General features: G+C 64.4%; 17 protein-coding genes. 8 read left to right on the top strand and 9 right to left on the bottom strand.

The window, feature by feature from the left end; all coding sequences use genetic code 11:
• A partial coding sequence (locus OOZ51_RS04040; protein ID WP_265977637.1) for a DUF222 domain-containing protein occupies nt 1-1,044 on the bottom strand: 1,044 nt, incomplete at its 3' end.
• Nucleotides 1,045-1,202: 158 nt separating this feature from the next.
• On the opposite strand from OOZ51_RS04040, the gene OOZ51_RS04035 reads away from it, so the two are divergent.
• Nucleotides 1,203-1,364, top strand: a complete 162-nt coding sequence (locus tag OOZ51_RS04035; RefSeq protein ID WP_265977636.1) for a hypothetical protein — start codon at nt 1,203-1,205, stop codon at nt 1,362-1,364.
• Nucleotides 1,365-1,718: 354 nt separating this feature from the next.
• Here the strand turns inward: OOZ51_RS04035 and OOZ51_RS04030 are convergent, their stop codons facing one another.
• Together OOZ51_RS04030 and OOZ51_RS04025 are read right to left on the bottom strand one after the other, a co-directional pair.
• The gene (locus tag OOZ51_RS04030; protein WP_265977635.1) at nt 1,719-4,832 is read right to left on the bottom strand and encodes a PAS domain S-box protein; all 3,114 of its coding nucleotides are present in this window, start codon (nt 4,830-4,832) and stop codon (nt 1,719-1,721) included.
• Nucleotides 4,833-5,037: 205 nt separating this feature from the next.
• The gene (locus OOZ51_RS04025; protein ID WP_265977634.1) at nt 5,038-5,928 is read right to left on the bottom strand and encodes a ribonuclease Z; all 891 of its coding nucleotides are present in this window, start codon (nt 5,926-5,928) and stop codon (nt 5,038-5,040) included.
• Nucleotides 5,929-6,043: 115 nt separating this feature from the next.
• Here OOZ51_RS04025 and OOZ51_RS04020 point away from each other — a divergent pair, with 115 nt between their 5' ends.
• Together OOZ51_RS04020 and OOZ51_RS04015 are read left to right on the top strand one after the other, a co-directional pair.
• The gene (locus OOZ51_RS04020; protein ID WP_265977633.1) at nt 6,044-7,033 is read left to right on the top strand and encodes a dienelactone hydrolase family protein; all 990 of its coding nucleotides are present in this window, start codon (nt 6,044-6,046) and stop codon (nt 7,031-7,033) included.
• 28 nt (nt 7,034-7,061) lie between these two features.
• Nucleotides 7,062-7,718: a DNA alkylation repair protein gene (locus OOZ51_RS04015; RefSeq protein ID WP_265977632.1), complete on the top strand. Its 657-nt coding sequence runs from the start codon at nt 7,062-7,064 to the stop codon at nt 7,716-7,718.
• A gap of 5 nt (nt 7,719-7,723) precedes the next feature.
• Here OOZ51_RS04015 and OOZ51_RS04010 read toward each other — a convergent pair whose 3' ends face one another.
• Nucleotides 7,724-8,830, bottom strand: coding sequence for a PDDEXK nuclease domain-containing protein (locus tag OOZ51_RS04010; protein ID WP_265977631.1), 1,107 nt, complete (start codon nt 8,828-8,830; stop codon nt 7,724-7,726).
• Between the two features lie 188 nt (nt 8,831-9,018).
• On the opposite strand from OOZ51_RS04010, the gene OOZ51_RS04005 reads away from it, so the two are divergent.
• From OOZ51_RS04005 to OOZ51_RS03990, 4 genes are all read left to right on the top strand, one after another.
• Entirely contained in the window at nt 9,019-9,213 is a 195-nt protein-coding gene (locus tag OOZ51_RS04005) for a DUF1918 domain-containing protein (RefSeq protein ID WP_265977630.1), read from the top strand.
• A 187-nt stretch (nt 9,214-9,400) separates the two neighbouring features.
• Nucleotides 9,401-10,204, top strand: coding sequence for a thioesterase family protein (locus OOZ51_RS04000; RefSeq protein ID WP_265977628.1), 804 nt, complete (start codon nt 9,401-9,403; stop codon nt 10,202-10,204).
• Nucleotides 10,204-10,980 carry a lipoate--protein ligase family protein gene (locus OOZ51_RS03995; RefSeq protein ID WP_265977627.1) on the top strand — a complete coding sequence of 259 codons (777 nt, stop codon included), beginning with the start codon at nt 10,204-10,206 and terminating at the stop codon, nt 10,978-10,980. The genes OOZ51_RS04000 and OOZ51_RS03995 overlap by 1 nt, the downstream gene beginning before the upstream one ends.
• 104 nt (nt 10,981-11,084) lie before the next feature.
• Nucleotides 11,085-13,403 (top strand): FdhF/YdeP family oxidoreductase, encoded by a 2,319-nt coding sequence (locus tag OOZ51_RS03990; RefSeq protein ID WP_265977626.1) that lies wholly within the window; start codon nt 11,085-11,087, stop codon nt 13,401-13,403.
• A 40-nt stretch (nt 13,404-13,443) separates the two neighbouring features.
• Here the strand turns inward: OOZ51_RS03990 and OOZ51_RS03985 are convergent, their stop codons facing one another.
• The 4 genes from OOZ51_RS03985 to OOZ51_RS03970 form a co-directional block, all read right to left on the bottom strand.
• Complete coding sequence (locus OOZ51_RS03985) at nt 13,444-14,103, bottom strand: MBL fold metallo-hydrolase (protein ID WP_265977625.1); 660 nt, start codon at nt 14,101-14,103, stop codon at nt 13,444-13,446.
• Complete coding sequence (locus OOZ51_RS03980) at nt 14,100-15,185, bottom strand: S-(hydroxymethyl)mycothiol dehydrogenase (RefSeq protein WP_265977624.1); 1,086 nt, start codon at nt 15,183-15,185, stop codon at nt 14,100-14,102. Before OOZ51_RS03980 ends, OOZ51_RS03985 begins: the two co-directional genes overlap by 4 nt.
• A gap of 235 nt (nt 15,186-15,420) precedes the next feature.
• The gene (locus tag OOZ51_RS03975) at nt 15,421-15,678 is read right to left on the bottom strand and encodes a mycoredoxin (RefSeq protein WP_059389319.1); all 258 of its coding nucleotides are present in this window, start codon (nt 15,676-15,678) and stop codon (nt 15,421-15,423) included.
• Between the two features lie 224 nt (nt 15,679-15,902).
• On the bottom strand, nt 15,903-16,292 hold the full coding sequence (locus OOZ51_RS03970) for a hypothetical protein (protein ID WP_265977623.1): 390 nt from the start codon (nt 16,290-16,292) through the stop codon (nt 15,903-15,905).
• Between the two features lie 205 nt (nt 16,293-16,497).
• Here OOZ51_RS03970 and OOZ51_RS03965 point away from each other — a divergent pair, with 205 nt between their 5' ends.
• Complete coding sequence (locus tag OOZ51_RS03965) at nt 16,498-17,715, top strand: MFS transporter (protein ID WP_265977622.1); 1,218 nt, start codon at nt 16,498-16,500, stop codon at nt 17,713-17,715.
• On the opposite strand, the gene OOZ51_RS03960 is transcribed toward OOZ51_RS03965, so the two are convergent.
• Nucleotides 17,705-18,952, bottom strand: coding sequence for an APC family permease (locus OOZ51_RS03960; protein ID WP_265977621.1), 1,248 nt, complete (start codon nt 18,950-18,952; stop codon nt 17,705-17,707). The two genes, OOZ51_RS03965 and OOZ51_RS03960, sit on opposite strands and share 11 nt — an antisense overlap.
• Nucleotides 18,953-19,005: the final 53 nt, after the last annotated feature.

Below are 19,005 nucleotides of genomic sequence, written 5' to 3'. Positions count from 1 at the left end.
GCCCAGAAGGGACAGGACCGGGACGGTGACCAGGACCTGCGCCCGCGGGGCCGGGACGCGCCCGGCCCCGCCCGCTCCCTGCCGCCCTGGTCCGGCCCCGCCCGCTCCCGTGCCGCCGTCGGGCATTCCGCCGGTGACTGTCCCGCCGGTGGTGTGGTTGGTGAGGAGCCAGGTGGCGGTGATGTCGGCGCGGAGCTGGGCGAGGGTGCGGGCCTCGTGGGGGCCTTGGAGGGCGCGGGCCGCGGCGGTGGTCCGTTCCCAGATCCCGGCGGCGGTATCTGCGGGAAGGTGGGCGGAGAGCCATGCCATGCCGTCGCGGTCCGGGATGTACTCGACCCGCCGGTCCGCGGATTTTGTGGCGTGGCGTTCTTCGATGCCGGCGGGGTGGTGGCGTTCCCGCCAGGTGCGTGCCTTGGCCCGGAACCGGGACGGGACGAGGTCCCCGGCCGGGCATCCTCGGGCAGGGTTCGGGGCGTCGGGGTCCAGGAAGTGCGCTTCCAGCGCGGCCGCTCCGGCGGGGTCCAGGCCCTCGGTTTCTTCGACGATGATCCGGGCGTGCTGCCAGGAGATCGTCCCGGACCCAAGGGCCGCCAGGGTCAGCGGCAGGGCCGTGGTCAGTGCCTGGCATTCGGACAGGAGTGCCCCGGCGGTTCGTTCGCTGACGGTCAGGACGCAGGCGACCTCGGCGACCAGGGCTAGCTCCTGGGCGGTGTGTTCCTGCGGTGATGAAGCCGGTGACGCCAGGAGCCTGGCCGCGTGAACGTAGTCCGCGGCCAGTTTCGCTTTCAGCGCGGCGGTCCGGGCTTCCAGCCGGGCCACTTCGGCGAGGCCGTCCAGGCAATCATCGGCCAGACGTCGGAGCGGATCGGCGTCCCGTGGTGGATCGGCGTCCCGCGCGAAATCAGCGTCCCGCGGGGAATCGAGGCCGGGCGCATCGGAGCGCACCGAGCCGGCCCCGCTGAAGGCCGTGAGCACAGCAACGGACGCGGCAACGGCCTCCACGGCCGCCCTGCTTTCCGTACCCCACGCTGTCCTTCGATCCATACCCACAGCATCGCAGCAGGCACCGACAATTTAGTGTTGGCGCTTGGATTGGTGCGCGACTCCGGCAGGCACCGGCTGGCGCCGAGGAGAGTGCCGCCCCCGGAGAGGGGTTGGGCAGCCCGCGCCCCTCCGACGGTGACGGTTGTCGGTGGATGTGCTTGGCTTGGAAGAACTGCCCTGCCGGGCGAAACTTGGAGGAAGCACACGAGGCCCACGGGAGATCCGCAGAGGTGGCGGCATTTGAGGCCGTCTACCAGCCTGTCCTCACTGCGGGCCCGGTGGTGTTCACGGACTACGCAATGATTGCCAGCAACATCTAAGAACCCGCGCCCTGCACCGGCAAGGTCAAGGCACCGCGTTCCGGGCGAAAGCAACGGCGATTTCGCTCACTCTCATCGGCAAAGTACCCGTGTCAATAGACCGCTCGGTGGTGAGTCAGCAGGCGACTTCCCACAAAATGGGGGGCCGGCGGCGTCTGGGGTAGAGGACCCCGAGCCCCGGGCTCCAGGGGCCCTCCCGCCGTCGGCCCCGTCCAATGCCGGTCCCGGAGGGCCGGCCGGTCTGTCTCAAGCCGCGGATGTGTTCCTGCGTTAATTCAACATCTTTCCCGGCCCTGAGGCACGAGTGCCGCCTACTCGTTTTCCAGGTACGGGCGGCCAAACACGCGGGCAGCCCTACGTATGCAACGCGTTCTCCAACTCTTTGTCCACCCGTGCCAGCTCGGCAAGTAGCCGGGTCAGCAGCTCGGTTCCCGATTGGCCACCGCCCTTGCGCCCCAGATCCTCCAATTCCTGGCACAGGGATGCAGCACCGGTGGCCCCGATACTGGCTGCGGCGCCCTTGAGCGTGTGGGCGGCTTGTTCGAGTGCCGCCCCGCCACCATCCTCCAATGCCTGATGAAGGGCGGCGACGCCGGTGGGGACACCGCGCCGGAAGGCTCCGGCGGCTGAGGGCAAAAGACCACGCCCGTCCACCGGACCCAATTCACGCAGAACCGCAAGGCGTCCCGGATCAACAGCCAGCGCTTCAGCGTCGGGAGTTGCCCCGCGGGGAACCCACCGCTTCAGGGTTTCATCCAGGGCCACCAGATCAACTGGTTTGCTGAGGTAGTCGTCCATGCCGGCGGAGAGGCAGCGCTCTCGGTCTTCGTCCTGGGCTCCGGCGGTCATGGCGATGATGGGCAGGTGCTCAGAGCGGCTCTCCTGTGCCCGAATGCTCCTGGTGGCTTGGAAGCCGTCCATGACGGGCATGTGGCAATCCATGAGCACAGCCGCATAGGAGTGGGCGGCGATAGCGGAGACAGCCTCGGCGCCATCGGCAACCACCTCTGCCTGGTATCCCAGTTTGGCAACCATTTCGCAGGCGACGAGCTGGTTCACCTCATTGTCCTCGACCACAAGGATCCGGCCCCGGGAAGGCCTGTCCGGCATCGGTGGCCGCGCCAGTGAGGACGCTGGCTCGATCGCCGGGTTGCCCGCCACCAGCCGCATAAGGCGGTCGTAGAGTTCGGAGCTGCGTACGGGTTTCGTGAGCCATTCGCTGATTCCTGCCTCAGTCATATCGGCCTTGGATACCTGGGACGCGGACGTCAGCATCATGAGCCGGACGCCCCGTAGGGCGGGGTCCCTGTGGAACTCGTGAGCAAGCTCGAGGCCGTCCATGTCCGGCATGCACATGTCGAGCACTGCGACGTCGAAGGGTTGCCCCGCGGCGACTGCCGTCCGGGATCGTTCAAGGGCCGTGCGCGCGTCGGCCACCGCGTCCGGCCGCAGTCCCCACGTCTTCAACTGCGATTCCAATGCGAACCTATTGGTGGCATTGTCGTCGACCACCAGCACGCGCAGGCCCGTCAGCAGTCCCGGGACCGGAGTGGCGGCAAGGCTCCCGTGTTCCTTAGCTAGCGGCAATCGGATAGAGAACCAGAACGTGCTTCCCTCACCCGGGGTACTGGTCACACCGATTTCCCCGCCCATCACTTCCGTCAGGCGCCGGCATATGGCCAGCCCCAGCCCGGTGCCACCGTACCGACGCGTAGTGGAGGCGTCCGCTTGGGAGAACGAATCGAACAAGCGCACATGGTCCGCGGCATCGATACCGATACCGGTATCACTGACCTCGAACCGCACTAGCGCGGTTCTTGCGTCCTGGTCCGCGACGTTCACCCGGATGGCGACCTCACCGGACGCGGTGAACTTTACGGCGTTCGAAGCCAGGTTCAGCAGGATCTGCCGGATCCGGCCGGCATCACCGGCTAGCCGTGCGGGAACATCGGGATGGCAGTACGCGATGAGCTCCAGGCCTTTGCCCTGTGCGGCTTCGGCCAGGAGCCCGGCAACTTCATCCATCAGGTGCTGCGGATCGAAGGAGGTGATGTCCAGGTCGATTTTCCCAGCTTCCAACTTCGAGAAATCGAGGATGTCGTTAATCAAGGTCAACAAAGCTCCGGCAGCGGTCTGAACCCCTTCGGCGTATTTGCGTTGCGCTTCATCCAACGGTGTGTCCAGTAGAAGCGTAGTCAGGCCTATGACTCCGTTCATGGGGGTACGGATCTCGTGGCTCATCGTCGCCAGGAACTCGGACTTCAACCTGCTCGATTCCAGGGCCGCCTCCCGGGCAGCCCGCAGCTCGGCCTCAGCGGCACGCCGAGCGGTGATGTCCTGTCCGATGGTCGCAATTCCGACGACTCCGTGTTCGCCGCGGATCGGGGAAACCGTCAAAGATACGGGCACGATGGACCCGTTCTTTCGCACCCTGTCTGTTTCGAAGCTACGGGCCTGTCCGCCATCCAGGACAGCGGCCAGTACCTCGTCCTCAGCCTGCAGGTGGTCCGGAATGAGGAGCCGGACGTTCTGCCCGGTCGCTTCAGCGGCAGTGTATCCATACAGCTTTTCGGCCCCAGGGTTCCAGCTGGTGATGAGGCCCTCGGGCGTCATACCAATGATCGCGTCAGCCGAGGATTCAACGATGGCGGCCAGACCCTCCACTTGGGCGAGCGCCTCCCGCGCCTGGTCCCTTGCGAGCTGGCGGGAAGTAACGTCGCGGAAACTCCAGACCCGTCCTACGATCTCATCCCCGACCAGTTGGGGCCGGGAATACCGCTCAAACGTCCGCCCGTCACGGAATTCCAACATATCCAGGCTCTCCGCCCCCGGATCCGCGTAGAGTTCCTGGACCTTGCCTATGAAGCCGCCGGGATCCGTGAGCTGATCCAGGACGAAAGCCAACAGTCGGCCGTCGTCGTGGGACTCCATAAGATCCGCGGGGATACCCCACAGTGCGGCGAACCGTTCGTTCGCGCCCGCAATCGTCCCGTCTGCCGCGACAACCAGGATGCCGTCCGCTGTGGACTCCAGGGTGGCACTGAGAAGGGAGAGGGCATCACGGAGTTCCGCGTTAACGCGGCTGCGGTCACTTACTTCGCGGATGGAGGCGACGAGTTGCATGCCGGGTCCGACGCCGAGGGGAGCGAAGCTGACCTCAATGGGAAACTCGGTGCCGTCACGGTTACGGCCGGACAGTTTCAGGTCAGCGCCCGCCCGGCGTATTCCAGGATCACTGGCAAAGAGGTCTCGGATGGTGCCACCGTGGCCCTGGAACCGCTCCGGAAAGAGCATCTCATAATGCTTGCCAAGCAGCTGGCTACGCGAATAGCCGAAGAGCTGCTCTGTGTAGGCATTGCCGAACGTGATCCGTCCGTCCTCGTCGATCACCAGCAATGCGTCGGGTACTGCCTCAACGAGGCCCACATAGGAGCCAACGTTATCCAGTGGCCGCATTTCGTTTGTCATTTCGGCCCCCAGAGCTGAATAGATGACAAGCCCGCCCACATCCGCGGACTCCCGGGTGTGCCGGCGTGGCCCTTCCCACGGACAGATTATCCGGGAACCGACCCGAAAGCATCACAAAATTGCCATGTACTTCCGACGCCGTCGCGAGCCGCCGTGTGTCGCAACCCGGCGCCCTCAGGGGTGCCGAACGCTTCTTCCGCGTCTTTTAGACCCACCGCTGCCGCTTCGGGAAGGGGATCCGGTCCAGGTCGTTTGCGGCCACGACGGCGGCCCCGCCGGACCGCGTCCGGGCTTGCTCTTCGAGCGGGCTGACGTCTGTGTATCGTGACGAGAAGTGGGTAAGGATGAGCATGCCTGCTTCGGCGGTGGCAGCCAACGCCCCGGCCTGCCCTGCGGTGAGGTGGCGGTACTGCGTGGCGAGGCCGCCGTCGTCGTCGCTGAAAGTGGACTCAGCCACGAGAAGGTCGGCACCCTCGGCGAGTTCCTCAGCACCGGCGCATGGCGCCGTGTCCATCACGAAGGCGAAGCGCTGTCCCGGCCTAGGCACGCTCACGTCTTCCAAGCGCACGCCGCCCAGACTCCCGTCCTGCTGCAGGAGGCTGACGTCCGATCCGGTAATCCCGGCCGCCGCAAGCCGCTCCGGCAGGAGGCTGCGGCCGTCGGGCTCGACAACCCTATAGCCGTATGTCTCGATTCGATGGAGCAGCGGCCGCACCTCCACTCCCGCGGCGATAGGCCCGGCGCCCCCGTGCGGGTGAAGCCGAAGGTCGATCCCGGGAGACGCAACAGCCACGAGGGCGTGGATCATGTCCTCTCCCGACGCGGGATAGTGCAAATGGATTGGATGCTCCACTCGGTCCAGGGCCATGCGCGAAAGCACGCCCGGCAGCCCGAAACAGTGGTCGCCGTGGACATGGGTTATACAGATACGCGTGATCTGGCTGGCCGAGACACCAGCCTGGATCATCTGCCGCTGGGTACCTTCTCCGGGGTCGAAGAGCAAGCCCTCACCATCCCAATAGAGCACATATCCGTTGTGGTTGCGGGTCCTGGTCGGGACCTGGGAGGCGGTGCCGAGAACCACGAATTCACGCATGGAACTGAGTGTCTCATTACTTGGCGGCCGCGCCCACCATCTTGCGCGCCCCGTAGCGCCCTTGCCCGGTGACGGTCTTGGGAGGAAGATATGCGGCAAACTCAGGAGGCCTGTCGTGACCCAGCTTGGCAAATTTGAGAAGTACCTCGTCGAGGAATTCTTCGACGACTACCGTGCCGGAGACATGTCCCACGGTGCGTTTATCCGTCGGGTGGCGTTCATTACCGGGAGCATGGCCGCGGCTTCCTCAGCGATGCTGCAGCTCGGCTGTACCGCCGACGAAGTCCCGCAGAGCACCGACCCAATGCCGAGCCCAGTGGCGTCGTCGGCCCGGTTGCCAAGGGATGCGGCCTCGGGCGCGATGGCCGGAGGGCAAGTTCCGGGGGCGAAGAGTCCGCTCTCCGTCCCGGAGGGCGCGTCCGGCCTGGTGACGGCCACTGTGCGGTTCCCCGCCGGCGGAACCGAGATCAGCGCGTACCTCGCCAGGCCTGAGGGGGCCGATCCGGGACCGGCGGTGCTCGTCTGCCATGAGAACCGCGGACTCACCCTGCATATCCAGGACATCGCGCGCCGTTTTGCCAAGGCCGGGTACGTCGCGTTGGCGCCGGATCTCCTGAGCCGAGAGGGAGGCACGCGAAGCCTGGATGCCGACGCCGTCCCCGGGGCGCTGACGCGGGCAGGAGCCGAGCGACACGTTTCCGACTTTTCCGCGGGCTTCGACTACCTCCGGTCATTGGATTTCGTGGATGGCGAGCGGATCGCGATGAACGGCTACTGTTTTGGCGGTGGCATCACCTGGTATGCCGCCGCCGAGATACCCAGGCTGAAAGCCACAGCGGCCTTCTACGGCCCCGCACCCGACCTGGACAAGGTTCCATCCATCAAACCGGCCGTCTTTGGCGTCTATGCCGAACTCGACCAACGCATCACCGGTGCAATGCCCGCACTTCGGGATGCGCTCGCAGCCACCAGGGTGCGCCACAAACTCACTGTCTATCCCGGCGTCGACCACGCCTTCCACAACGACACGAGCGAGCGTTACAACCAAACCCAGGCCACTGCTGCCTGGCAGGACACGCTTTCATGGTTCGGTGAGTACGTCTGACCAGACACTATTGCGAAAGAATGTTCGCATGAGTGACCCGGGTGAGTTCATCGATGAGGCGCTACGCCGTGAGAGCTCTTGGATCCGTGCAGAGGAGGCGCAGACGCGCCTGGGAAAAGGGCTCCGCTACTACGGATCCTCGATCGGGGCCATCCGGGGAACGGTCCGCGACACCCTCCGCCGCTACCCGCAACTCGCGCATGACGAGGTCGCCGCCTTGAGCTCGGAGTTGTGGGAGCCTCCGGTTTTCGAGCGCCGCTTCGCGGCAATCGTCCTGCTGCAGTCCAACCTCCATCTGCTGACGAATACCGACCTGACACGCCTTGAGGGGTTTGTCCGTGAAGGAAGGCTGCGCGAACTGGTCGATCCGCTAGCGGTTGACGTGATCGGACCTTTGATTGCCGGGCTGGAAGGGCAGGCCAGGGCGCGGTCGGACGGCGTTCTGGACCGTTGGGTGCGGGAGCCTGACGAGTGGCTGTGCCGCGCCGCCCTGATGTCACCGCTGAGAGAGCTCCGTGCCGGCGGAGGCGACTGGGACGCTTTTGTACGCCGCGCCACGGCGGGGCTCGACGCCGCTCGGGGGATGGGCGGTGAAGCGGAGGTTATCAGGGAGGCGGTTTCCGCCGTGCTGGTTGAGGTTTCCAAGCGTCGGCCTGAGCTGCAATTCCCCTCATCAGTCGCCTGACCAGTTTACCCGGGCGCCTGCGAGGCAGCCAGTTCTGCCTCAAGGAGTTCGATGCTCGGCAGGCTTGAAGCGAGCTCCTCTGGCAACGATTCAATGATTTTGCTCTGCCATTCCGAGACACCGATGGGCAGATTGATTCCCCGCAGCGCGTACTCGGCCACCACGTTATTCTTCTCCTTGCAGAGCAGGAGGCCGATGGTTGGCTTGTCATCGGGATGCGCCAGAAGATCGTCCACAGCTGACATGTACATGCCTAGCTGGCCGACAAATCCCGGCTCGAACTTCACGGCCTTGAGCTCGATCACAACATAGCAGCGGAGCTTCAAGTGATAGAAGAGGAGATCGGCGAAGAACTCATCGCCGTTGATCTCCAACCGGACTTGCTCGCCGACGAAGGCGAAGCCTTGGCCCAGTTCCAGGAGGAACTTCTCCACATGCTGCACGAGTTGAAGCTCCAGTTCCCTCTCGCCGCGGCGGTCAGTCATGGCGACGAAGTCGAAAACATACGGGTCCCTGGTGGCTTGTTGGGCAAGGTCCGAGTCCGCCGGCATCATGGTGGTCTTGAAGTTGGTAATCGCTTGCCCTGAGCGCTCATGGAGGCGGGTTTCAATCTGATGGGCAAGAACGTTGCGCGACCATCCGTGTTCGACGGCGGCCGCTGCGTACCAGAGGCGGGTCGCGGCGTCGTCGAGCTTCTCAAGCAGTGCGATCTGGTGGTACCAGGGCAATGTTGCAAGCGGCTCTTGCAACATTGGGAACTCCGGCCAAGCTTGCGCGAAAGTCTTCATGTACCGGAGGTTCCTTGGTGAGAATCCCTTGGATCCAGGAAACCGGGATTGAATGTCCGCGGAAAGTCGGGTGACGACTTTCGAGCCCCAGCCTTGCTCGGATTCCCGCTGTGCCAGCTGCTGGCCGATGGACCAATAGGAAGCGAGCAACGCCCTGTTCGCTGCCGAAATGGCCCGTGAACGTCCCGTGCTGACTTCACTGGAGACAGTGGCGAGCAGCTCGGGGTACCAATCCGGCATGGAGGTGCGCGCCGGCAGAGCCGAGAACGCCGCCGCTGCTGCCGCCGTCGTGGTCTGTTCCGGTTTCAGTTCTTGACTTTGCACTGGCGATCTCTCTACTAGAGCGACGATGGACGTCGACGTGGTTCGGCGACAATTTCGTCAAACGTATGGGAGAGGACTGACAATTTAGGGGCTGCGACGTACCACCGGTCAGCCAATTGAATGGGCCACCTGCAAGCTGTTCCCACGGCAGCCCAACACTCGTAATCTGATCCTGGGAGGTGGTTCCTGTGGAAGCAACCCAGGGAGATCGGATCATCATTCATGGCAGAACTGTCGGGTCGTCCGACCGGCATGGCCAGATTATCGAAGTCCGCGGTGCCAATGGTGCGCCGCCGTACTTCGTGCGCTTTGACGACGGGCACGAGACCATTCTGTATCCGGGTGGCGACTTCACCGTCGACCACACAAGGAGGGCGACCTAACCCCCGGATCGTCCGTCTTCACAGGTGAGATAAGGCAAGACTTCCGCCTTTGGCGGCAGTCCTCCTGGTCCTCGCCCTTTGCCGGGCTTGCTGTCTGCTTGGTCATTTGCCGTCGACGTCGGACGCCTGTGGCGCCAGAAGATACAGTGGTCTGAGTTCCACTACCGGACCGGCGAAAGGGCAGGCGTTGAGTATTGAACTTCCGGACCTTGCGGAAGGCGACTTCTACTACGAATCGCTCGGCGATGGGCGTTTTCGCTCCACCATTCACGCCCAGGGCGCCTGGAATCCGCATGAGCAGCACATGGCGCCGGCCTCGGGGATCCTGGCTGATGCCCTGCTCCGCCATGAACCGCGTGACGACGTCCGCATGGCGCGCCTCAGCTACGAAATCCTGGGACTGATCCCGGGCGGCGAGTTCAAGATCACCACCAGCACGCTCCGCCCCGGCAGGACGATTGAACTGATCCAGGCGGAACTCGCGGCGGCAGGCCGAGTGGCTATCCGGGCCACCGCCTGGCGGATGGCGACCAGCGACACGAGTGCAGTGGCCGCGATAGAAGACGTAGCCATGCCGGCCCCGGATGAATGCAAACCCTGGGACGGCTCCAACGTGTGGCCCGGCGGTTACATCCGGTCCCTGGAAATGCGCATCGCTGAAGGACACCGGGCAGGCTCGGGCAAAGTGTGGATCCGAACCGAGCACCCGCTGACTGATACGGCCGACAGCCGCGATCTCGCGAGGCTCGTCGGACTCGTGGACACTGCCAACGGCATTGCCGCCCGCGTTTCCCCCGGCAAGAACAGCTACATCTTCCCCAACCTCGACCTCCAGGTCCACATGTACCGTGAACCGGCGGGGGAATGGCTGGGCTTGGACAACATGGTCTCATTCGGCAAAGACGGCATCGGCCTCACCTCCACAGTGCTCCACGACATTAGCGGCCCCTTCGGCCGCGCGGAGCAGATCCTCACGCTGAGGAAGAGCTGATGGCCGGAGACCCGGCCGGAACCCGGCGCACGCTGACGGTAGTGCGACAGGAAGAATCGCTCGGCGTCGCTGACGACCTGGATTTCGGGATCGAACTCCTGAACCGGGCCCGCAGAGGGCAGTTGGCGCCAACACTCCGCTTGTACCGGCCCGGCCCCACGGTGGCGTTCGGGCAACGCGACGCCAAACTACCCGGGTTCCAAGCCGCATCCGAGGCCTGCCGGGACCTGGGGTTCGAACCACTGATCCGCAAGGCAGGGGGGCGGGCTGCCGCCTACCATCGCGGCACCTTGGTGATCGACCACGTTGAGCCGCACGCTGACGCCATTGCCGGAGCCAAGGCCCGTTTTTCATTCTTTGGCGAGCTCCTCGCGGGTGCGCTCCGTCGCGTAGGCGTGCAAGCCGCCGTCGGGGAGATTCCCGGCGAGTACTGCCCGGGGGAGTTCAGCGTGCACGGCTTGGACCCGGATTTTCCAGCACACCAAATCAAGCTCATCGGCACCGCCCAGAGGGTAGTCTCCGGAGGATGGCTTTTCAGCTCGGTGATCGTCGTCGAGAACTCGACTCCCATTCGTGAAGTCCTGACAGCCAGCTATGAAGCCCTCGGCCTGGAATGGGACCCGGCCACCGCCGGCGCCGCCAATGACCTCTTGCCGCAGCTGGACGTACCCACGGTGGAAGACGCCGTCGTCAAGGCTTACGCAGAATACGCGGAACTGATCGACGGCGATTTCCAGAGCCTGCTCCCTGTCACTAGCACCATTACGCCGTTGTAGACGGATACTGCCAGGACTACGCTTGAGGCCACAACCACGTGGTCCCCGGCACTGCCTTCCGCCCAGACCCGGGATGTGCCGCCCTCCTGAAGCGAGGTAGAGCAATGGACAAGAAGCCGCCTGTTGTCCACGATTCCGACGCGGACCTCAAAGTCAGTCCGCCCAAACGATCGGCCGCGGGTCTGCCCAGCCTGGTTGAATCGTTGCCGCATTCGCTGAGCCAAATGGGCCCATCCCGCATGTGGAAGTCATTGCGCGCGTTGAACCAGAAAGACGGCTTCGACTGCATGAGTTGCGCGTGGCCGGATCCTCCAGAGCGGAAGCTGGCTGAGTTCTGCGAAAACGGCGCGAAGGCCGTCGGGTGGGAGGCGGATCCGCTCAAAGTTCCGTTAACTTTCTGGGACGAGAACGACGTCGAATCCCTCGCCCAGCGCTCGGAATACTGGCTGGGACAGCAGGGGCGGCTGGTGGAACCCGTTTACAAGCCCGCCGGTGCTAACCACTACCGTCCCATCAGCTGGGACAATGCGTTCCGGATTGTGGCCCGCGAACTGAACGCGCTGGACTCGCCGGACGAAGCCACGTTCTACACGAGCGGACGGACTAGCAACGAAGCCGCGTTTGTCTACCAGCTCTTCGTGCGTGCCTTCGGAACCAACAACCTGCCAGATTGTTCCAACATGTGCCATGAATCCACCGGTCTGGCCCTTGGGGAGACCCTTGGCGTGGGCAAGTCCGCCGTCACCTATACTGACTTCGCCAAGGCGGATTTGATCATCATCATGGGCCAGAATCCAGGGACCTGCCATCCCAGAATGCTCACGGCCTTGGAAGAGGCCAAGCTCGCAGGTGCCAGCATCGTCGCCGTGAACCCGCTTCCGGAGGCCGGGCTCATCAACTTCAAAAACCCGCAACGTCCCCGCGGCCTGGCAGGCAAAGGAACAGACCTGGCAGACCAGTTCCTGCAGATCCGCCTCGCAGGGGACATGGCGCTACTGCAGGCTGTGTCCAAGCGTGTCCTGGAAGCAGAAGAAGCGGCACCCGGGGCCGTGCTGGACCACGCTTTCATCGAGGCGCACTGCCAAGGGCTCGAAGCGTTCAAAGCACACATTGCATCCTTGGAGGAACGGGACGTCCTTGCCGCAACGGGCCTGCGGACCCAGGAAATCGACGAGCTTGCTTCCCGCTACCTGCGTGCCGAAAAAGTCATCGTCACCTGGGCCATGGGCTTGACGCAGCACAAGAAGGCCGTGGCAACCATCAAGGAAATCGTGAATCTGCTCCTGCTCCGGGGAAACATCGGCAAACCCGGCGCAGGCCCGTCACCGATCCGGGGCCACAGCAACGTCCAGGGCGACCGCACCATGGGCATTTGGGAGAAGATGCCCGAGCCGTTCCTCGACGCCCTGCAGCGGGAATTCGGATTCGACCCGCCGCGGCGGCCCGGCGCCGATTCCGTGGACAGCATCCGAGGCATGCGGGACGGGCGGATCAAGGTACTCGTCGCGCTCGGTGGAAACCTGGTCCACGCGATGTCGGACACCACCGCGGCTGAAGCCGCTGTACGGAAGACCAGGTTGTCCGTCCAGATTTCCACGAAGCTCAACCGTTCACACGCTGTGGTGGGAGAACAGGCGCTGATCCTGCCGACGATTGGCCGGACGGAAATAGACCGCCAGGCCAGCGGCGAGCAGTTTGTCACCGTGGAAGACACAGTCTGCGCCGTTCACCGTTCGGCGGGCAGGCTGGAGCCGATCTCCGACAGGGTCCTGTCCGAAGTGGCGATCGTCTGCCGCATGGCCCGAGCGGTACTCGGCGACCGAGTTCGCGTTGACTGGCCGGGTTTCGAAGGAAATTACGATTCCATTCGCGAACACATTTCCCATGTGGTGCCGGGCTTCGAGAACTTCAACCAGAAGGCCCGGAGCCGCGACGGTTTCGTCCTGCCGCATGGTCCAAGGGACGAGCGGAAGTTCCCCACCGCCACCGGGAAGGCAATTTTCACTGCCAATGACCTTGAGACCATCCAGGTCCCGCCGGGGCGCCTGCTGCTCCAGACAGTCCGCTCCCACGACCAATTCAACACGACCACCTACAGCATGAACGACCGCTACCGGGGCGTGAAGAAGGGCCGCCTGGTGCTTTTTGCCCACCGCGACGACCTGGCCGATCTTGGCCTCGCCGACGGCGGCTATGTGGACGTCCATAGCGAGGCCGACGACGGCGTGGACAGGGTCCTGCGCCAGCTGCGGTTGATCGCGTACCCCACAGCCCGTGGATGCGTGACGGCCTACTACCCGGAGGCGAATGTCCTGGTCCCGCTGGATTCAACCGCAGAAGGCAGCAACACGCCGGCATCCAAGTCCGTGGTGGTGCGCCTGGAACCAGCCGCACCACCGGACTTCAGCGCCAGTGCCCACTAGCGTTCCCCAAAAAGGGCGACGCGCCTAGTGCCCCGAACGATTAGTGCCCCCGCGCGATCCATTCCTCAAGCTGGGGCGCCTCGGCTCCAACGGTGGTGGAACTGCCGTGGCCGGTCAGGACGAGGGTGCTTTCCGGCAAGGTCAGGATCCTGGAGCGGATGGAGTCGATGATCGTGGGGAAATCACTAAAGGAACGCCCGGTGGCTCCCGGTCCGCCCTGGAACATCGTGTCGCCACTGAAAAGGGTTCCTTCGCTTTCCAGATGGAAGGACACGGAACCGGGGGAGTGACCCGGTGTGTGGATGGCCCTTAGCCGGGTGCCTGCGACCTCAAAGATCTCGCCGTCGTTGATGTCGGCGTCGGGATCGGCGTCAGGGTAAACCGTCTCCCATAGCATCCAGTCGTCACGGTGCAAGTGGATCGGTGCGCCGACGATGTCCCGGAAAGCTCCTGCGGAGCGGATGTGGTCGTCGTGGCCGTGGGTGAGGAGGATGGCTTTGACTGTGCGGTCGCCGATCGCCTCGGTGATGGCCGCCGGTTCGTGCGCGGGGTCGATCACGACGCACTCGGAGTCGTCTCCGACGATCCACACGTTGTTGTCCACATCCCACGTGCCGCCGTCCAGAGAGAACGTGCCGGACGTGACTACACGCTCAACGCGTACAGTCTTGGTTTCGTTGGCCAGCGATTCATTCGTCACAGTTCGACCACCGATCGAAGGACTGATCCCGAGTGCATCTTGTCGAAAGCGTCCTCGATATCGGCGATGCCGATCCGCTCCGTGACGAACGCGTCGAGATCGAGCTTGCCCTGGCGGTAGAGGCTGACGAGCATGGGGAAATCGCGGGAAGGCAAGCAGTCGCCGTACCAGGATGATTTCAGGGAACCGCCCCGGCCGAAAACGTCCAGCAGCGGGAGTTCGAGCGTCATTTCCGGCGTCGGAACTCCCACCAGCACCACCGTGCCGGCGAGGTCGCGGGCATAGAAGGCTTGCTTATACGTTTCGGGGCGGCCGACGGCGTCGATCACCACATCCGCGCCAAACCCGCCGGTGAGTTCGCGGATCTGTTCAACGGGGTCTCCCTGCGAAGAGTCCACCACGTGCGTGGCGCCGAGCTCGCGTGCCCGGTCCAGCTTCTTGGCGTCAATGTCCACGGCAATAATGGTGGTGGCGCCGGCCAGGGCAGCCCCCGCGATGGCGGCCACGCCCACGCCGCCGCAGCCGATAACGGCCACCGAATCGCCGCGCTTGACGCCTCCGGTGTTGATCGCGGCACCCAGCCCCGCCATTACGCCGCAGCCGAGCAGCCCGACGGCGGCAGCATCGGCGTCGGGGTCGACTTTGGTACATTGCCCGGCGGCAACGAGCGTCTTCTCGGCGAAGGCGCCGATGCCGAGCGCGGGGGAGAGGACGGTACCGTCCTCGAGCGTCATTTTCTGCGTGGCGTTGTGCGTGTTGAAGCAGTATTGTGCCTGGCCACGATTGCAGGCTCGGCAATTGCCGCAGACTGCCCGCCAATTCAGGATCACACGATCGCCGGGAACGATGTCCGTGACATCCGGACCCACGGCGCTCACAACGCCGGTTGCTTCATGGCCGAGGAGGAAGGGGAAATCGTCGCTGATGCCGCCCAACTTGTAATGCAGGTCTGTGTGGCACACGCCGCTGGTCAGGATGTCCACCAACGCTTCGCCCGGGCCCGGGTCCGGGACGAGGATTGTTTCGAGGGTTACGGGCGCGCCCTTCGAGCGGACAATTGCCCCTTTGACTGCGTGGACCATGGAAGACTCCCCTGTGAGGTTCGTGGACCGCGGACGTCGTGTCCGGGTCTGATCTCAAACTGTCTATCACAGGGGCCGGATCCGTGACTAGGGTTGTTGCGCTTTGCGCGGCATGTTGCGTAGTGCGCTACGAACACGGAACGCCGGAGGATGAGCGCCTCCGCGAACTGGCAGCAGATGACACTCCCCGTTTTTTGGGGGTATCTGGTGCCAGTTCGCGCGAAGACGCGGAAACTCAGGCGGCGAGCCGGGCCTCAACCTCGGCTGCCGAAGGGTTCGTTGCCGCGGTGCCGTCCGGGAACAGGACGGTAGGAACGGTCTGGTTGCCACCGTTCAACTTCTCCACGAGTTCGGCAGTGCCCTCGACCTCTTCGATGTTGATCTCGTTGTAGCCGATGCCCTTGGCGTCCAGCTGCTTCTTGAGGCGGTTGCAATAGCCGCACCAAGTGGTCGAGAACATGGTGATGGTGCCGGATTCGGGGGTGAAGTCCACGGATTTCTCCTGTCGTCTTTGTTGGAACTACTCGCGTCAACGGTAACCCGGCGGGCACTATTCCTCCGCGGGCATGTGTCACATGACACGCAAAGGAGGGGCTGGCTCAGGCGGTGACCGTGCTGTTAAGTGTTCACGACATAGAAACGGCGCGACGCACGGACAAGCGCCGGCCGAAGAGATGAAATCGACGCACGGTTCCTTAGGACCGTAGCAGTCCGGTCCTAGAGTGACTCTTCGACGGCGACGCCGGACTGGAACTCGCGGCCGTCAGCTTCACTGAAGGCGGTCATGACGTGTCCCTTGCCAAGACCGTTGATCGCAGAGAGGGGGAAATGGCCCGTGATGGTATTCCCGGAGTGCTCAACGCCCTTGAGGTCGTAGTTTTCTTCGGCGCTTTGGTCGTGGTTGAAGGAGAAGAACGCGATCGCCTCCCCGTTCATGAACTCGATGCCCAATCTTCGTTGAGAGGAGTAGTCCGGACTCGCCGCGACCAAGCCCACGACATAGGCGCCGGAACCAGGAATGTTGCCCTCGATCTCGAACTTGGCCACGAGCGTGGCTTCCGTGGCGGTGATGCTGGCCTGCTTCAGAAGTGCCTCATGGGTGCTCATGGCTCAATCCTGCTCTGTGCGACTCCCGCCGTCCACCCCTGGTTCGGGTTTTGTCGAAGCCGTTACGCCGACCCGATCTGATCGGGCATGTTGCCGAAATCGGCCCTGACCAGCCGGGAGACTTGCCGATACAGGTACCGGCAGTGCCTCCCTCGCGGGCAGGAAAGCTTCTAGGGTTGAGTGCGTGGAGCACCGGAATGAAAGCATGAAGCGCTTGCTCGTCCCATCTGCGGCGCTCTTGTGGGGGCTTCAGTTCGCCTTCCTTAACCCCGCGCTGGCACTCCTGCTGGTGGCCCTTTTCGACGCCACTCCCGCAGAGGTGGGCTGGATTCTTGCCGTCTACAATGCGGGCGGCTTCGTGGCCTCCCTCCTCGTGCCGGCCTACGCAGACCGCGCAAAGGACTATCTGCGACCCCTGTTGGCTTGCGGCATCCTGACCCTGGCCTTGTCCGCCCTCCTGGCGGTGAGCACTTCGCTGCCGCTCGCCGTCGTGGGCTTGATCGTCCTTGGAGGGCCGGCCGGAGTGGGCAGTTCACTCCTGTTCGCCCATCTGAAACATTCAGGGGCGGGAGCCGCGGACGTCATGAACACCCGCGCGATTGTCTCCTTCGCCTGGGTGGCAGGGCCGCCCGTGGCGACGTTCATCATGGGTGCCCTGGGCAACCGGGCCATCCTGCTCGCCCTCGGGGCGGTCGCAGTCCTCAATGTCGTCACGACCGCCGCCATGATTTCCCGACGGCGGGCCGCTACCGTTGAGGTCCGGCCCAAGAGCGACGACCCCGACGACGGGCAACTGTTCTCAAAAACGGGAGTCGCCGCCGTCGTCCTGGGCTTTATCGCGTTGCAGGCCACCAACAGCGCCGCGGTGTCCATCATGGGTCTGTTCGTGACGCAAGGGCTCGGCGTGGATGTCATCTGGGCGGGCATCGCGCTGGGCGTCTCGGCTGCACTTGAGATCCCCGCGCTCTTCCTGATCGGACGGCTGGCCCGCCGCTTTTCGAGCCGGGCGCTCATTGCTTCCGGATGCTTCGCCGGAATCGCCTATTACGCGGCCATGGCCGTTGTCTCCAACCCCGCCACACTGATTGCGCTCCAGGTTCTGAATGCCTGGTTCTTCGGGATTGTGGCGGGCGTGGGCTTGACGTTGTTCCAGCGGCTGATTCCCCGCCCCGGCTTGGCCTCTGGCCTCTACACCAACACCAGGCGCCTCGGAGCTATCGTCTCCGGCCCGATCATCGCTTTCGGTTCGACGACGGCGCTCGGCTACCAGGGCGTCTTCGCGGCCTGCGCGGCACTCACCGTCCTGGCGCTGCTTGTCATTCTGTTGCTTGGGCGGGCGCCCAGGCGAGTGCGTCCAAAGGAACGCCTCGCCGCTGCGTCTGGAGGGCCGGCATCCGGTGCTCGTCCTGACGCTATCGATTGAGCCGGGCAGCTCGCAGGGCGATGCCTACGGCGAACATCAGCACACCTACGCCCGCCGATAGCGGGGGGAGCGTGGCTACCAGGACCACGCAAGCCACAGCCCCGAACACTTGGAGTGCTTTGGGGTATCGCCGGTCTGCGGGCGGCTGGGTGAAGGCGGCAATATTGGCGACCAAATAGTAGATGAGCACGCCGAACGAGGAAAAACCGATCGCACCGCGCACGTCGGCGACGGCGACAACCACGCAGATTACAGCGGCCAGTGCGGCTTCGGCCCTGTGCGGGACGCGATAGCGCGGATGGACGGCGGCGAGCCAATGGGGTAGATCATGGTGCCGGGCCATGGCCAGCGTGGTCCGGCCCAAACCGGCGATGAGTGCCAGCAATGCGCCCAGGGCGGCGACAGCGGCTCCCACGCGGACCACGGGAACGGCCCAAGATAATGTTCCGTTTTCGACGGCGGCGGCGAGCGGTGTTGGTGTACCTGCCACGCCGTCCGGGCCGAGGGCCGCGAGAAGGGTCACCGCAATGATGGCGTAGAGAATGACTGTGATGCCCAATGCGATCCCGATGGCGCGCGGGATTGAGCGCCGGGGGTCACGGACCTCCTCTCCCATGGTCGCGATCCTCGCATAGCCCGCGAAGGCGAAGAACAGCAGCCCGGCGGACTGGAGAATCCCGTACCAGCCGTGCGCAAGCAGCCCGTCCCCAAGAATGCTGGCCGGCGCCGGAGCAGAGCCGCCCCAGCAGGCTGCCACGGCAATGGCGAGGGCCGCCAGTACGGCGAGTACCAGAATGCGGGTCAGGCCGGCCGTGCGCGTCACGCCGTGATAGTTCACGGCGGCAAGGACGACGACGGCGGCGATCGCCACGGGACGCTCCCACCCTGCGGGGGCGGCATAGGCGGCGAAGGTCATCGCCATGGCAGCGGCGCTGGCGGTCTTACCGATCACGAATCCCCACCCGGCCAAGTATCCCGGCCACGGTCCCAGCCTCTCGCGCCCGTAAATGTAGGTTCCGCCCGACGTCGGGTATGCGGCGGCGAGCTGGGCGGAAGACGTCGCGTTGCAGAATGCCACAGCAGCCGCGACCACAAGCCCAATCAGGAGACCTGATCCTGCGGCGGAAGCGGCCGGGGTGAAGGCCGCGAACACGCCGGCGCCAATCATGGAGCCCAAGCCAATCACGACCGCGTCAAAGGTACCCAGCCGACGGGCCAGGGCCTGGGGGTTGCTCATGGGGGTTCTCCTTCGGCGCTCAGACCCAGCTTAAGTCCTGGGTCCTCCCCGAA

It is taken from the genome of Arthrobacter rhizophilus (genome assembly GCF_026241105.1).
Lineage (GTDB): Bacteria > Actinomycetota > Actinomycetes > Actinomycetales > Micrococcaceae > Arthrobacter.
This window is presented reverse-complemented; position numbering and strand designations above follow the sequence as displayed.